Genomic DNA, 15,266 nt, shown 5'->3' with positions numbered 1-15,266 from the left:
TCAGTTGAAGGTCTTGCCTTCGGCGGCGAGCTTGGCCAGCAACGGGGCTGGTTTCCAGAACTCGGCGTCATCGAGGGGGTTGGTGGCAAAGCGGTTCATGGCTTGAACCACGTTGAACAGGCCAATTTGGTCGGCGTACAGCATCGGACCACCGCGATAGATTGGGAAGCCGTAGCCGGTGATGTAGACCATGTCGATGTCGCTGGCCTTGGAGGCAATGCCTTCTTCCAAGATGTGCGCGGCTTCGTTGACCAACGAGAACACCAAGCGCTGCACGATTTCTTCGTCGCTGATCTTGCGAGCGGTGATGCCCATGTCGGCGCGGTGCTTGACGATCATGGCCTCCACCTCTTTGTTGGGGATGGCGTCACGTTTGCCGGCTTGGTAGTCGTACCAACCTGCGCCGGTTTTTTGACCGTAACGGCCCATCTCGCACAACAAGTCAGCGGTTTTGCTGTACTTCATGTTGGGTTTTTCTTGGTAACGGCGCTTGCGGATGGCCCAGCCAATGTCGTTGCCAGCCAAGTCGCCCATGCGGAATGGGCCCATGGCGAAACCAAATTTCTCGATGGCTTTGTCCACTTGCGAAGGCGTGCAGCCTTCTTCGAGCAAGAAGCCGCCTTGACGGCCGTACTGCTCGATCATGCGGTTGCCGATGAAACCATCGCACACGCCAGACACCACGGCAGTTTTCTTGATCTTCTTGGCCACGGCCATGACCGTGGCCAGCACGTCTTTGGCGGTTGCCGCGCCTCGCACGACTTCGAGCAGCTTCATCACGTTGGCAGGGCTGAAGAAGTGCATGCCCACCACGTCTTGCGGACGCTTGGTGAAGTTGGCGATTTGGTTCACGTCCAAGGTGGAGGTGTTGGAAGCCAAGATGGCACCGGGCTTCATCACCGCGTCGAGCTGCTTGAACACGGCTTCTTTGACGCCCATTTCTTCAAACACGGCCTCGATCACCATGTCGGCGTCTTTGATCTCGTCGTAGCTCAAGGTGGTGGTCAACAAAGCCATACGCTGGGTGTATTTGTCTTCTTTGAGCTTGCCCTTTTTGACTTGCGCTTCGTAGTTTTTCTTGATCGTGGCGATGCCGCGGTCCAAGGCTTCTTGCTTGGTTTCGAGCATCTTGACGGGAATGCCCGCGTTCAAGAAGTTCATGGTGATGCCGCCGCCCATGGTGCCCGCACCGATCACCGCCACTTGCTTGATCTCGCGTGTGGGGGTGCTGCTTGGCACGTCTGGAATCTTCGAGGCGGCACGTTGTGAGGTGAACAAGTGACGCAACGCACGGCACTCCGGTGTCCACATCAGGTTGATGAAGATTTCGCGCTCGAAGGCCATACCGTCGTCGAACTTCTTCTTGGTGGCGGCTTGCACGGCGTCCACGCACTTGGGCGGTGCGGGGTAGTTTTTAGCCATGCCTTTGACCATGTTGCGGGTGAACTGGAAGTACGCATCGCCTTGGGGGTGCTTGCAAGGCAAGTCACGCACGCGGGGCAAGGGGCGCACGTCCGCCATCGAACGGGCGAAAGCCAAAGCCTCGTCCATCAACGATGCGGGCGATGCGGCCATTTGGTCGAACAACTTTTGGCCGGGCAGCATGGCGAGCATTTCGCTCTTGATGGCTTCGCCGCTGACGATCATGTTCAGGGCAGCTTCGACGCCCAAGACGCGTGGCAAGCGTTGTGTGCCACCGGCGCCGGGAATCAAACCAATTTTCACTTCAGGCAACGCGATGCTGGCACCGGGTGCGGCAATGCGGTAGTGGCAACCGAGGGCCAATTCCAAGCCGCCGCCCATGGCGACCGAGTGGATGGCAGCCACGACGGGCTTGGTGCTGTTTTCGATGACCGAGATCACGCTCAACAAGTTGGGTTCTTGGACCGCTTTGGGTGAGCCGAACTCGCGAATATCTGCGCCACCTGAGAAGGCGGTGCCCTCGCCGGTCACCACAATGGCTTTGACGGCGGCATCGGCCAAGGCTTTGGCCACACCGTCAGCAATCGCTTGACGTGTCGACAAGCCCAAGCCGTTGACCGGTGGGTTGTTGAGAGAAATCACGGCCACGTCGCCGTGAACTTTGTAGTCTGCACTCATGCGGGTTCCTTGTTGGAGCAATTGAAGGAAAAAAGAACGGTCGTTCTATTTTTTATTCTAGATCAAACTTCGAGCCATTCGCGTCGGGTATACGCGTCTGCTTTCAGTTCAGCGGGTGTGCCTGTGAACACAATGCTGCCGTGGCCCATGACCAACACGCGGTCAGAAATGTCCATGGCGATGGTGAGTTTTTGCTCAATCAGCAGCACCGAAATGCCGCGCTCTTTGAGCGTCTGTAAATACTGGCCAACCAACTCGACAATCTTGGGCGCCAAGCCCTCGGTGGGCTCGTCAATGATGATCAAGTCGGGGTCGCCCATGAGCGTGCGGCACAGCGTGAGCATTTGCTGCTCGCCGCCTGACATCACGCCGGCTTCCGTGTGCTCGCGCTCTTTGAGACGCGGGAACATGGCGTACATGTCGTCGAACGACCAACGACTGCCCTCGCCCTTGCCTTTTTGACCCAGCAGCAAGTTTTGATGCACGGTCAGGGTCGGGAAAATGTCGCGACTTTCGGGCACATAACCAATGCCTAAATGGGCAATTTGGTAGGCCTTTTTGTCGAGGATGGACTGGCCCTTCCAGTCAATTTTTCCCTTGCAATCGACCAAGCCCATGATGCTGCGTGCGGTGGTGGAACGGCCTGAACCGTTGCGTCCCAAAAGCGACACAATTTCGCCGGGCTGGATGTCAAACGACACGCCATGCAAGACATGGCTTTTGCCGTAAAACGCGTGAAGATTTTCAATGTGAAGCATGCGGTGTGTCTCGCGCGGTCTTGTTGGTCGGTCAGCCGTGGGCTTGAGAGTCGGCCACAGCCGAGCCCAAATAAGCCTCTTGCACCTTGGCATTGGCGCGCACGGCCTCGGGGGTGTCAAAGGCGATCACTTCGCCGTACACCACCACCGCAATCTTGTCGGCCAAGCCAAACACCACACCCATGTCGTGCTCCACGGTCAGCAAGGTTTTGCCTTCGGTGACTTCACGGATGAGTTGGATGAAGCGCTTGGTTTCGCTCTTGCTCATGCCCGCTGTGGGCTCGTCGAGCAAGATCACGTTGGCGCCGCCTGCGATGGTGATGCCAATTTCTAAAGCGCGTTGCTCGGCGTAGGTCAGGTTCATGGCCAGCACATCACGCTTTTTGTCGAGACGAATCTCGTGCATCAACTTTTCAGCGGCGTCGTTGGCGTCGTCCAGATCGGCCAAAAACTTGAAGAAGGTGTACTTGTAGCCCAGCTTCCAGAGCACGGCGCAACGCAGGTTTTCAAACACGCTCAACTTCGGAAAGATGTTGGTGATTTGAAAACTGCGGGACAAGCCCAAGCGGTTGATCTCAAATGGCTTTTTGTGGTCGATGCGGTTCTCGCCCAGCCAAATCTCGCCGCTGCTGGGCTCAAGCCTGCCACTGATGAGGTTGAACAAGGTCGATTTACCGGCGCCGTTGGGGCCAATGATGCCCACGCGCTCGCCGGATTGCACCGCTAAATTCACGCCTCGGATGATCTCGGTCTTGCCGAAATTCTTGCGGACGTCTTTGAGTTCGAGGGCGATCACAGGGCCTCCCGGCGTTTGATTTCTTTTTCGATGAACACCTGCGTCTCATCCCAATCGTGTACGTATTGGCGTCTGGCCAGCTCAAACAGGCCCAAGCCGGTGAGCATGACAAACGCAGAACCAAACCAGCTGTTGAGCGAGTCGGCGTTGAGGTGCACGCCTGCAAATTTCAACTCAGGGCCAAGCGCTGCGTTGAGTTGCAAGTGGTAGACCATTTCAATCATGGCCGCAGCTCCAGCCAGCGCCATCAATGCGGTGACGGCGAGGCCGACATAAGCCACCCACATTTGCCGCAAGCGCCCAAAGGCAGCCAAGCGCAAGTTCATCATGATCAAGCTGGCGATGCCACCTGGGGCAAACATCACCATGAACAAGAAGACCAAGCCCAAATACAACAGCCAAGCCTTGGTGAACTCGGACAGCAGCACAAACGCCAGCACCATCAACACAGCACCGATCAAGGGGCCAAAGAAGAAGGTGGCGCCACCCAAGAAGGTGAACAACAGATAAGCGCCTGAACGCCCTGCACCCACCACTTCAGCCGTGACGATTTCAAAGTTCACCGAGGCCAAGCCACCCGCAATGCCTGCGAAAAAGCCCGCAATGATGAATGACAAATAGCGCACATGCTGCGTGTTGTATCCAATGAATTCCACGCGTTCGGGGTTGTCACGCACCGCATTCAAGATGCGCCCCAAGGGCGTACGGGTGAAGGCGTACATCAACGCCACACACACCAGCGTGTAGGCGGCGGTGAGGTAATACACCTGCACGGGCGGACCGTAGGTGATGCCCATGAACGCTTCGCCCATCACGCGGTTGCCAGACACACCCGCTTCGCCGCCGAAAAACTCAGAGAACATCAGCGACATGGCAAACACCAACTCGCCCACCCCCATGGTGATCATGGCGAAGGTGGTGCCCGATTTGCGTGTGGTCACATAGCCAAACAGCACGGCAAACAACATACCGCCCACGCCGCCCACCAAGGGAATCAAGGTGACGGGAATGTTCAGTCCACCGCTGCTGGCGGCATTCAACGCATGCATGGCAAGGTAAGAACCAAGGCCCGTGTACACCGCATGGCCAAAGCTCAGCATGCCGCCCTGCCCCAACAACATGTTGTAGGACAAGCAAGCAATCATGGCGATGCCCATTTGGGTGAGCATGGTGATGGACAAGTTGCTGATGAACACCATGGGTGACACCACCAGCAACAGCGCAAACAGGCTCCAAATGACCCAACGGGCCACGTTGTAGGGTTTGAATTCGTAATGGGTTTTGGTCAAGGCCATGGCTCAAGTCTCCCGAGTGCCCAACAGACCCTTGGGTCGGAAGATCAAAATCAACACCAAAAATAGGTACGGCAAGATGGGCGCGACCTGCGACAACGTGAGCTTCAACACAGAGTTGTTTTGCAGCGCACTGCTGAGTTGCCAGCCAAAGCCTTGCATCAGCGAGACCAGCGAACTGTCAAACGCCACCGCAAAGGTTTGCACCACGCCAATCAGCACCGAGGCCAAGAACGCACCGGCCAAAGAGCCCATGCCGCCGACCACGACCACCACGAAAATCACCGATCCCACGGTGGCCGCCATGGCGGGTTCGGTGACAAACGTGCTGCCACCAATCACCCCCGCTAAACCGGCTAAGCCGGTGCCCACGCCAAACACCATCATGAAGACGCGCGGCACGTTGTGGCCCAAGGCTTCCACGGCTTCTGGGTGGGTGAGTGCGGCTTGAATGACCAAGCCCACGCGGGTGCGTTTGAGCAACAGCCACAAACCCACCATCATCATCAAAGCCACCAGCATCATGAAGCCGCGTGTGGCGGGAAATGGCGAGCACACCACGCGCACCGCAGCATCTGTAGCGCTGCACAACTCAGGTGCCGCAGCGCCCCACACCAAAGACAAACCATTCAAGGAGTTTTGCACCAAGGTGAAGGCCGGACCTTGCAAGGACGGCGGTGGCGCAAACTCAACCGCCGTGCGGCCCCACACGAGTTGCACAATTTCCAACACGATGTAAGACAAACCAAACGTCACCAGCAACTCAGGCACATGCCCAAATTTGTGAACGCGGCGCAAGCACAAGCGCTCGAACATGGCGCCCAAAGCGCCCACCAAAATCGGTGCCACGAGCAACGCCACCCAAAAGCCTAAAACGCTGTTGAGGGTGTAACCAATGTAGGCACCGATCATGTAAAAACTGGCGTGTGCAAAGTTGAGCACACCCATCATGCTGAAAATCAGCGTCAAGCCTGAGCTGAGCATGAACAACAGCAAGCCGTAGCTCATGCCGTTGAGCATGGAGATGAAGAAAAACTCCATGGTTGAACCTGTTCTCTCGAAACCTCACAAGACGGAGTGCCAAGCGCACTTGGCGCTCCGTCACCGATGACCGCTTAGCCGGGTCGTTTCATTTGGCAGCTGGTGGGCGTGCTGGCCACATAAGCTTCAAACGTTTTAACAGGCGCCAATGTCATGCCTGTGTTTTCTGGGCTGTAAGGGTACTTTTTGTCCGCCTTTTGCCACACAGCCAAGAACAGAGGTTGCTGCAACTGGTGGTCTGTTTTGCGCATTTCAACTTCACCGTTGAAGCTGTTGAACTTCATGCCCTCAAGTGCCGCAGCCACTTTGACGGGGTCTGTTGATTTGGCTTTGGCCATGGACTGACCCAAGGCGTTGAACACATGCACCACGGCGTTGGTGTAGAAATCGTCTTTGAACTTGGTGTTGAACTCAGCAGCCCATTTGTCGTTTTGGCCGCCCATGTTGTAGTGTCCGTAGCCGATTTGGAACACACGGCCTTCGCCACCTTTGCCCAAGGCTGTGGGTGTACCCGTTACGCTGGTGTAGTAGGTGTAGAACTTGCCGGTGTAACCGCCTTCGTTCGCGGCTTTCACCAACAAGGCCAAGTCTGAACCCCAGTTGCCCGTGATCACGGTGTCTGCGCCAGACGCTTTGATCTTGGCAATGTACGGTGCGAAATCGCGTACCTGGGCCAAGGGGTGCAGGTCTTCACCGACGATTTGCACATCAGGACGCTTGCGGGCCAAGTTCTCTTTGGCGTACTTGGCGACTTGGTGACCGTGCGAATAGTTTTGGTTGAGCAAATAAACTTTTTTCACGTCTTTTTGGTCGGCCATGAACGTGGTCAATGCTTCCATCTTCATGGAGGTGTCGGCATCAAAGCGGAAGTGCCAGTAGCTGCACTTGCTGTTGGTGAAGTCGGGGTCCACGGCGGCGTAGTTCAGGAACAAGATTTCTTTGCCGGGGTTGCGCTCGTTGTGTTTGTTCACCGCTTCGATCAAAGCACCGGCGACGGAAGAGCCGTTGCCTTGCACGATGTAGCGCACGCCTTGGTCCATGGCGGCTTTGAGGGCGTTCAAGCTTTCAGCGGGGCTGAGCTTGTTGTCGAACGGCACCATTTCAAACTTCACCTTCGCGGGGTTGGTCGCGTTGAACTTTTCAGCGAAGAACTGGAAAGACTTGATTTGGTTCGAGCCCACGGGGCCCATCAAACCAGAGAGCGGATCGATCCAGCCAATTTTGACTGTCTCTCCGGCTTGTGCGAAAGCTGAGACGCCAGCGGTCACCAAGACGGCGGTGGCGATGAGGTTGCGTGCTAATTTCATGGTTGTCTCCTTTGAAGTTTTAATGCCAGTGAAAGCGTACAAGGTTTGTTTTCAGCACACGCAAGGGATTGCCCTAGACACTATCTCGCGTGCGACTGACAACATCTTTTTAGAGGGTGGGCAACACGTAGTCTTTGAGTTGCTCACGCAGTTTGGTTTTGAGCAACTTGCCGGTTGCGCCAATTGGAATGCTGTCGACAAACACCACGTCATCGGGGATTTGCCATTTCGCGGTTTTGCCTTCGTAGAAATGCAGCAACTCTTCGCGGGTGACTTGCCCGTCTGGTTTTTTCACCACCACCACGATCGGACGCTCGTCCCACTTGGGGTGCTTCACGCCAATGCAAGCGGCCATCAAAATGGCGGGGTGCGCCACGGCGATGTTTTCAATGTCGATGGAGCTGATCCATTCGCCACCGGACTTGATGACGTCTTTGCTGCGGTCGGTGATTTGCATGAAACCATCGGCGTCGATGGTGGCCACGTCGCCAGTGGGGAACCATTCCAAACCGTTGGCATCTTTCACCAAAGGACTGTCGCCTTCACCTTTGTAATAGTTGGCCACCACCCAAGGGCCGCGCACCAGCAAGTCGCCAAAGGCTTTGCCGTCGTGCGGCTGGTCATGGCCGGCGTCGTCGATGATCTTCATGTCGACGCCGTAAATGGCGCGGCCTTGCTTGAGCAAAATTTTCATTTGCTCGTCTTTGGGCAGGCTGAGGTGTTTGTTTTTCAACGTACACAAGGTACCCAAAGGGCTCATTTCAGTCATGCCCCAAGCGTGCAGCACCTCGACGTTGTACTCGTCGCGGAAAGCATTGATCATGGCGGGCGGGCAGGCCGAGCCACCAATGACTGTGCGGTTCAATTTGGAGAAGCGCAAGCCTTGCGGCTTCATGTGCGTCAGCAGCATTTGCCAGACCGTGGGCACGCCAGCGGCAAAGGTCACGCCCTCGCCTTCGATCAGCTCATAAATCGACTTGCCGTCCATGCCTGCGCCGGGGAACACCAGCTTGGCACCGGTCAACGCCGCGCTGTATGGAATGCCCCATGCGTTGACGTGGAACATGGGCACCACGGGCAAGATCGCGTCACGCGCGGAAATGCACATCACGTCGGGCATGGCGGCGGCGTAGGCGTGCAAGGTGGTGGAGCGGTGGCTGTACAGCGCAGCTTTCGGGTTGCCCGTTGTGCCGCTGGTGTAGCACATGCTGGAGGCCGAGTTTTCATCAAACACGGGCCATTTGTAAGTCGTCGATTGCTGGCCCATCCAAGTCTCATAACTGAGCAAGCCAGGAATCCCGGTGTCGGCGGGCAGTTTGTCGGCATCGCACAGCGCGATCCACTGTTTGACGGTGGTGCATTTGCTGTGCACGGCTTGAATGATGGGCAAGAACGTCATGTCAAAGCACAACACTTGGTCTTCGGCGTGGTTGGCAATCCATGCCACTTGATCGGGGTGCAAACGCGGGTTGATGGTGTGCAGCACGCGTCCGCTGCCGCTGACACCAAAGTACAACTCCAAATGGCGGTAGCCGTTCCAAGCCAAGGTGGCCACGCGGTCGCTGAAAGCCAAGTTCATGCCATCTAAAGCGTTGGCCACTTGGCGCGAACGACGGGCCACATCAGACCAGGTGTAGCGATGGATGTCGCCTTCCACGCGGCGCGACACGACCTCACCGTCGCCGTGGTGGCGATCGGCGTACTCGATCATGTTTGAAATCAACAATGGTTGGTCTTGCATCAAACCCAGCATGGGGAGAACTCCTGTGGCATCTAAAAATTTTGGCACGGTCGTGCTTTTTCACGAATCCATTGTGCCCAGAGTTTTTGACGATTTCGGGATGGCCTATGAAAAACAAGCCTATGGAATACCCTAGACAATCCCAACATGACTTACGACGATCCAGCCCCTCGCGTGGCTCCGCTTGACCTGCCGTGGCGCCCCGCCAACGCCTCGGGTTTGACCCAACTCGGATCGACCTTCGCCACCCCCACCGCACCGACCGCTTTGCCTGCCGCGCATTGGGTCGCACGCAACGACCGCCTGCGCGCCGAATTGAGCTTACCGAGCGAATTTTGGACGCAGCACGACACGTTGCAGGCCTTGACCGGCAATGTGGTGTTGACCGGCAGCTCGCCCTATGCGAGTGTGTACAGCGGCCATCAATTCGGACAATGGGCGGGCCAGTTGGGCGACGGCCGGGCCTTGAATTTGGGCGACATCGACACCCCGTTTGGCCCCCAAACCCTGCAACTCAAAGGCGCAGGCCCCACGCCTTATTCACGCCGTGGCGATGGACGGGCCGTTCTGCGCTCCAGCATTCGCGAGTACTTGGCCAGCGAAGCCATGCATGGCTTAGGGGTGGCCACCACCCGCGCGCTGTGCGTGACAGGTTCGCCAGGGCTTGTGCGCCGTGAAGAGGTAGAAACCGCGGCGGTGGTGACCCGCATGGCGCCGAGTTTTGTGCGTTTTGGCCACTTTGAGCACTTCGCCTCCAACGGCCTCATCGACGAGTTACAAGCCTTGGCTGACTGGGTGGTGGCCCAACACATGCCCCACTTGCAAGCGCTGCAAGGCCCCGCGCGCTACACAGGTTTGTTGCAAGCCATCACACACAGCACCGCCGAATTGATGGCGCAATGGCAAGCCGTGGGCTTTTGCCACGGCGTGATGAACACCGACAACATGAGCGTGTTGGGCCTCACGCTGGATTACGGCCCGTTCCAGTTTTTAGACGCCTTCGACCCCAGTCACATTTGCAACCACTCTGACCACCAAGGCCGCTACGCCTATGCGCGTCAGCCGCAAGTGGCGTATTGGAATTTGTTCTGTCTGGGCCAAGCCCTGATGCCGCTGATTGACGAGCAAGCCCCCGCCTTGGCCGCATTGGAGCGCTACAAAGACGCTTTCCCCGCCGCGCTAGACGCACGCATGCGCGCCAAACTCGGTTTGCACAACGCCGCCGAGGGCGACCGCGCTTTGGTCGAAACCTTGCTCAAAGCCATGCACCAAGACCGTGTGGACTACACCGTGTTTTGGCGCCGCCTGAGCCACGCCGTGGGTGAATCCGCATCAGTGACGCATGCCTTTGAGCCCGTGCGCGATTTGTTCTTGCACCGCGAGGTGTTTGATGCGTGGTTGTCGTCGTATCAAACCCGAATGGCCGCTGACTGCGCGACCGGCGACGCCGCGTCATCCGATCTGTCGCCGCTGTCTAACCAAGCACGCAGTCAAGCCATGCTGCAAGTGAACCCTAAATTCATCTTGCGCAACCATTTGGGCGAATTGGCCATACGCCAAGCCAAAACCGGCGACTTTTCGATGGTGCAAGACCTGTGTGATGTGCTGCACCAGCCGTTTGACGAACATCCTGCCTTTGAAGCTTGGGCGGGTCTTGCGCCAGAATGGGCGTCGTCTATTGAAATCAGTTGCTCCTCATGACCACCCCAACTAACGAACAAGAATGGCGCGCCCTGCTCGCGGCCAAAAACGCCGAACCTGTGGCTTATGAAGTCACCCGCAAAGCCGCCACCGAGCGCCCGTTCACCGGCAAATACGAAGACCACTGGGCGGCGGGCAGCTACCACTGCATTTGTTGCGGCAACAAACTCTTTGAGGCCGACACCAAATTTGATGCGGGTTGCGGCTGGCCGAGTTTTCACACGGCTGTCGATTCAAACGCGATCACCGAGCATCGCGACACCAGCCATGGCATGACCCGCGTGGAAACTGTGTGTTCTCAATGCCAAGCGCACCTCGGCCATGTGTTTCCAGATGGTCCGGCGCCCACGGGCCTGCGCTATTGCATGAACTCGGCCTCGTTAGACTTCGTGCCCAAAGACTGAACCTTTTCTATGAAATTACTGCTCGACTTCTTCCCCATCATTTTATTTTTTGGCACTTTCAAAGCATTCGGCATCATGGCGGCCACGGCTGTGGCCATCGTCGCCACGCTAGGGCAAATTGGGTGGCTCTGGCGCAAAAACGGGTTTGTAGAACCCATGCAATGGGTGAGCCTTGGCGTCATCGTGGTGTTTGGTGGCGCCACGCTGCTGACCCAAGACGAAACCTTCATCAAATGGAAACCCACCGTCTTGTATTGGCTGATGGGCAGTGCTTTGTGGATCGGCCATTACGTGTTCAAGCGCAACTTTTTACGTCAACTCATGGGCGCACAAATTGAATTACCCAACCATGCATGGATGGTGCTGCTGCACAGCTGGGCGTGCTTCTTTGCGGTCATGGGGTGCCTCAATTTGTGGGTGGCCAATCACTTTGACACCGACACTTGGGTGAGCTTCAAACTCTTTGGGGGTTTGGGCCTGATGCTGGTGTTTGTGGTGATGCAAGGCATGTACATGAGCCGCTTTGTGCAAGAAGCACCTGAAGACAAACCATGAATATCTCTGCCCAAGCGCTGACACAGCGATTACAAGAACGCCTTTCTCCCGCTTTTGTGGAAGTTTTAGACGAAAGTGCGGCCCATGCCGGCCACGCAGGTGCCGATGGCACGGGGCAAGGTACCCACTTTCGGGTACGTATCCAAAGCGACGTTTTCACAGGCAAATCGCGGGTTTCGCGCCATCGCCTTGTGTATGATGCATTGCAAGAATTCATAGACCAAGGTGTGCATGCCTTGGCCATCGAAGTCATCGAAACCCAACCGGATTGAGACCCCTGACATGAAAAAACAAATGATTTGGACCGCTGTTGCCGCCGCTGTGTTGGCGACATTGAGCATCAGCGCTTCGGCGCAAAACATCGCCATCGTCAATGGCAAAGCGGTGCCTAAAACACGCGTTGAGGCCTTGATGCAGCAAGTCGCTCGCTCAGGTCGCCCAATCACGCCAGAAGTCGAAGCCCAGGTCAAAGAAGAAGTCATTGCCCGTGAAATCTTCATGCAAGAAGCCCAAAAGCGCGGCTTGGATGCAACGGACGACTTCAAAGCTCAAATCGAGCTGGCCCGTCAAACCATTTTGATCCGCGAATTGTTTGCCGAATACCAAAAAACAGCCGCAGTGACCGACGCTGACGTGCAAGCTGAATACGACAAATTCGTGGCAGCCAACGGTGGCAAAGAGTACCGTGCGCGCCACATCTTGGTGGAAACCGAAGACCAAGCCAAGGCCGTCTACGCCAGCCTGAAAAAAGGCGCTAAGTTTGAAGACTTGGCCAAGAAGATGTCCAAAGACCCAGGCTCAGGTGCCAACGGTGGTGATTTGGACTGGGCTGCTGCTGGCAACTTCGTCAAAGAGTTCTCGGACGCCATGGTGGCCCTGAACAAAGGCGAAACAACACCGACTGCAGTGAAGAGCCAATTTGGTTTCCACATCATCCGTTTGGACGATGTGCGTGAAGCCCAGTTGCCCAAGTTGGAAGAAGTGAAGCCACAAATCACCCAACAAATGACACAGCAACGCATGGCCGCTTTCCAACAAGAATTGCGCGCCAAAGCCAAGGTCGAATAATTCACCTTTGCCCCATGCACACAGCGGCCTTCGGGCCGCTTTTGTTTTTTTAGATAATTCAAGCCATGTCCTTGCTCAACCACCAACTCGAACTGCTTGCTCCCGCGCGTGATGCCGACATTGGCATGGCCGCCATTCACCACGGCGCAGACGCGGTGTACATCGGCGCCCCTGCCTTTGGTGCGCGAGCCGGTGCCACCAACACGCTGCAAGACATTGAGCGCTTGTGCAAAGAAGCGCACCGCTTTAACAGCAAAATTTTCATCACCCTCAACACCATCTTGCGCGACGACGAGCTAGAAGCCGCCCGCCAAATGGCGTGGGACGTGTACCACGCCGGTGCAGACGTGCTGATCGTGCAAGACATGGGCTTGTTGGAACTGGACCTGCCGCCCATTCAGCTGCACGCCAGCACGCAAACCGACATTCGTACGCCTGAAAAAGCGCGCTTCATGCAAGACGTGGGCTTCTCGCAAATTGTGTTGGCCCGCGAGCTGACGCTGCCGCAAATCAAAGCCATTCATGATGTGCTCGATGCTGAGCGTTGCAAACTGGAATTTTTTGTGCATGGCGCCTTGTGCGTGGCCTACAGCGGCCAGTGCTTCATCAGCCACGCCCACACGGGCCGCAGCGCCAACCGTGGCGACTGCAGCCAAGCCTGTCGCCTGCCCTATCACGTCACCGATGCCCAAGGCCGCTTCATCGCGCATGACAAACATGTGCTCTCGATGAAAGACAACAACCAAAGCGAGAACCTCGCGGCCTTGGTCGATGCCGGTGTACGCAGCTTCAAAATCGAAGGCCGCTACAAAGACATGGCCTATGTGAAAAACATCACCGGCCACTACCGCGTGTTGATGGACGAGCTGATCGAAGCGCGCCAATTTTCTGCCGATCCTGAGCGTCCCCCGCTCAGCCGCGCATCGAGTGGCAACACCACGCTGTACTTCACGCCCAACCCCGAACAAAACTTCAACCGCGAATTCACCGACTACTTTGTACAAGGCCGCAAAGAGGATATCGGTGCGTTTGACTCACCCAAGAACCCAGGCATCTTGCTGGGCGAAGTGATGGGAACTGGCCCCAATTGGCTGGAAGTTCAGCCTTACGATAAAGCTGCTGTGCTGCACAACGGCGATGGCCTGTGCTACTACGACCTGCAAAAAGAACTGGTCGGCGTGGCCATCAACCGCGCCGAACCCAGCCCCAAAAAAGGCGTGTGGCGCTTGTACCCCAAAGACCCCATCGAAGGCTTTCGCGATTTGCGCGCGGGCATGGTTATCAACCGCAACCGCGACATGGATTGGGTGCGTGGGCTTGAGAAAAACTCCAGCGAACGCCGCATTGGCGCATGGGTGGCGTTTGCAGAAACCCCGCAAGGGTTCGAGCTCCAACTCACCGATGAAGACGGTCACACGGGCAGCGCCACCCTCGCCTGCGCCAAAGAACTGGCCAAAGACGCGGTGCGCAACGAAGCAAGCCTGCGCGAACACCTGAGCAAATTTGGCGCAACGTTGTTTGAAGTGCTCAACTTGCAAATCAATATCAGCCAGCCTTGGTTTGTGCCGGCCTCGTCGCTCAATGCCTTGCGCCGCGATGCGGTGGAACAGCTAGAACTCGCCCGCCTCAAAGCCTACGACCGCCCCCAACGCGCGGCAGCGGTTGAGCCGCCTGTGAGCTACCCTGAAGACTCGCTCACCTACCTCGCCAACGTGTTCAACCAAAAGGCGCATGACTTTTATGCCAAGCACGGCGTGAAAGTGATTGAAGCGGCTTATGAGAGCCACGAAGAGTTGGGCGAAGCCAGCCTGATGATCACCAAACACTGCGTGCGCTTCAGCATGAGCCTGTGCCCCAAACAAGCCAAGGGCGTCACAGGTGTGCAAGGCACGGTCAAGGCCGAGCCGCTGATGCTGATCAACGGCAGCGAAAAACTCACCCTGCGCTTTGACTGCAAACCCTGCGAAATGCATGTGGTGGGCAAGATGAAAAAATCGGTGCTCAACCAGCGTGTACGCGAACTGACGCAAGGGCAAGAAGTGCCCATGCAGTTCTACAAAACGCGACCTTAAAAACGCACACGCCCAGCCTCAAAGCACCACGGTGCTGGGCGTTTTTTTCGTTCGCGCACCGCGCGGTAACACGGCTTCCAATTGCGCTTTTTGCAGTGGCTTAGACAGAAAGGCATTCATGCCTGCGTCCATCGCGCGTTGTTCGGCATCGTTCATCACATCGGCGGTCAAGGCCACGATGGGCACTTGTGAGCGTGGCGTAGGCAACTCACGAATGTGGCGCGTGGGGCGTGTCCTAGATTTTGTGTAAACGGTCTAATGGCAGGAAACTGCCTTCATCTTCAAAGGAAGAGAAATGACCGTAAGCAACGAACTGATAGACCGCCTGTTGGCGGATTACAAAAAGCCTGAAGACCTCATCGGAGAAAACGGGCTTCTCAAACAATTGACCAAACGCTTGGTCGAGCGAGCCCTTGAAGCCGAGATGGCTG

The 15,266-nt window shown here is 56.7% G+C and carries 14 protein-coding genes and 1 pseudogene; 7 read left to right on the top strand and 8 right to left on the bottom strand.

Annotated features, from left to right (window positions below):
* From C5F52_RS11950 to C5F52_RS11920, 7 genes are all read right to left on the bottom strand, one after another.
* Entirely contained in the window at nucleotides 1-2,100 is a 2,100-nt protein-coding gene (locus tag C5F52_RS11950) for a 3-hydroxyacyl-CoA dehydrogenase NAD-binding domain-containing protein (RefSeq protein WP_104798599.1), read from the bottom strand.
* 62 nt (nucleotides 2,101-2,162) lie between these two features.
* Nucleotides 2,163-2,858, bottom strand: a complete 696-nt coding sequence (locus tag C5F52_RS11945) for an ABC transporter ATP-binding protein (protein ID WP_104798598.1) — start codon at nucleotides 2,856-2,858, stop codon at nucleotides 2,163-2,165.
* Nucleotides 2,859-2,889: 31 nt separating this feature from the next.
* A complete protein-coding gene (locus C5F52_RS11940; protein WP_104798597.1) occupies nucleotides 2,890-3,654 on the bottom strand; it encodes an ABC transporter ATP-binding protein in 765 nt (254 codons plus the stop codon).
* The gene (locus C5F52_RS11935) at nucleotides 3,651-4,949 is read right to left on the bottom strand and encodes a branched-chain amino acid ABC transporter permease (RefSeq protein ID WP_104798596.1); all 1,299 of its coding nucleotides are present in this window, start codon (nucleotides 4,947-4,949) and stop codon (nucleotides 3,651-3,653) included. The genes C5F52_RS11940 and C5F52_RS11935 overlap by 4 nt, the downstream gene beginning before the upstream one ends.
* 3 nt (nucleotides 4,950-4,952) lie before the next feature.
* Entirely contained in the window at nucleotides 4,953-5,987 is a 1,035-nt protein-coding gene (locus C5F52_RS11930; RefSeq protein WP_104798595.1) for a branched-chain amino acid ABC transporter permease, read from the bottom strand.
* Between the two features lie 74 nt (nucleotides 5,988-6,061).
* Nucleotides 6,062-7,294, bottom strand: coding sequence for a branched-chain amino acid ABC transporter substrate-binding protein (locus C5F52_RS11925; RefSeq protein ID WP_104798594.1), 1,233 nt, complete (start codon nucleotides 7,292-7,294; stop codon nucleotides 6,062-6,064).
* A 109-nt stretch (nucleotides 7,295-7,403) separates the two neighbouring features.
* Nucleotides 7,404-9,047 (bottom strand): 3-(methylthio)propionyl-CoA ligase, encoded by a 1,644-nt coding sequence (locus C5F52_RS11920; protein ID WP_104798593.1) that lies wholly within the window; start codon nucleotides 9,045-9,047, stop codon nucleotides 7,404-7,406.
* A 135-nt stretch (nucleotides 9,048-9,182) separates the two neighbouring features.
* Between C5F52_RS11920 and C5F52_RS11915 the strand changes: the two genes are divergently transcribed.
* From C5F52_RS11915 to C5F52_RS11890, 6 genes are all read left to right on the top strand, one after another.
* Nucleotides 9,183-10,736 carry a YdiU family protein gene (locus C5F52_RS11915; protein ID WP_104798592.1) on the top strand — a complete coding sequence of 518 codons (1,554 nt, stop codon included), beginning with the start codon at nucleotides 9,183-9,185 and terminating at the stop codon, nucleotides 10,734-10,736.
* Nucleotides 10,733-11,140 carry a peptide-methionine (R)-S-oxide reductase MsrB gene (gene msrB, locus C5F52_RS11910; protein WP_104798591.1) on the top strand — a complete coding sequence of 136 codons (408 nt, stop codon included), beginning with the start codon at nucleotides 10,733-10,735 and terminating at the stop codon, nucleotides 11,138-11,140. The genes C5F52_RS11915 and msrB overlap by 4 nt, the downstream gene beginning before the upstream one ends.
* Nucleotides 11,141-11,149: 9 nt before the next feature.
* Entirely contained in the window at nucleotides 11,150-11,695 is a 546-nt protein-coding gene (locus C5F52_RS11905) for a septation protein A (RefSeq protein ID WP_104798590.1), read from the top strand.
* Nucleotides 11,692-11,967 (top strand): BolA family transcriptional regulator, encoded by a 276-nt coding sequence (locus C5F52_RS11900; RefSeq protein WP_104798589.1) that lies wholly within the window; start codon nucleotides 11,692-11,694, stop codon nucleotides 11,965-11,967. The genes C5F52_RS11905 and C5F52_RS11900 overlap by 4 nt, the downstream gene beginning before the upstream one ends.
* A gap of 10 nt (nucleotides 11,968-11,977) precedes the next feature.
* Nucleotides 11,978-12,763 (top strand): peptidylprolyl isomerase, encoded by a 786-nt coding sequence (locus tag C5F52_RS11895; RefSeq protein ID WP_104798588.1) that lies wholly within the window; start codon nucleotides 11,978-11,980, stop codon nucleotides 12,761-12,763.
* Nucleotides 12,764-12,828: 65 nt separating this feature from the next.
* Nucleotides 12,829-14,835: a U32 family peptidase gene (locus C5F52_RS11890; RefSeq protein ID WP_104798587.1), complete on the top strand. Its 2,007-nt coding sequence runs from the start codon at nucleotides 12,829-12,831 to the stop codon at nucleotides 14,833-14,835.
* Nucleotides 14,836-14,853: 18 nt separating this feature from the next.
* Here the strand turns inward: C5F52_RS11890 and C5F52_RS11885 are convergent, their stop codons facing one another.
* Entirely contained in the window at nucleotides 14,854-15,042 is a 189-nt protein-coding gene (locus tag C5F52_RS11885) for a response regulator (protein WP_201747006.1), read from the bottom strand.
* A gap of 88 nt (nucleotides 15,043-15,130) precedes the next feature.
* Here C5F52_RS11885 and C5F52_RS11880 point away from each other — a divergent pair.
* Nucleotides 15,131-15,266 (top strand): annotated as a pseudogene (locus tag C5F52_RS11880) (IS256 family transposase); the annotation flags it as partial.

It is taken from the genome of Limnohabitans sp. TS-CS-82 (assembly GCF_002943475.1).
This window is presented reverse-complemented; position numbering and strand designations above follow the sequence as displayed.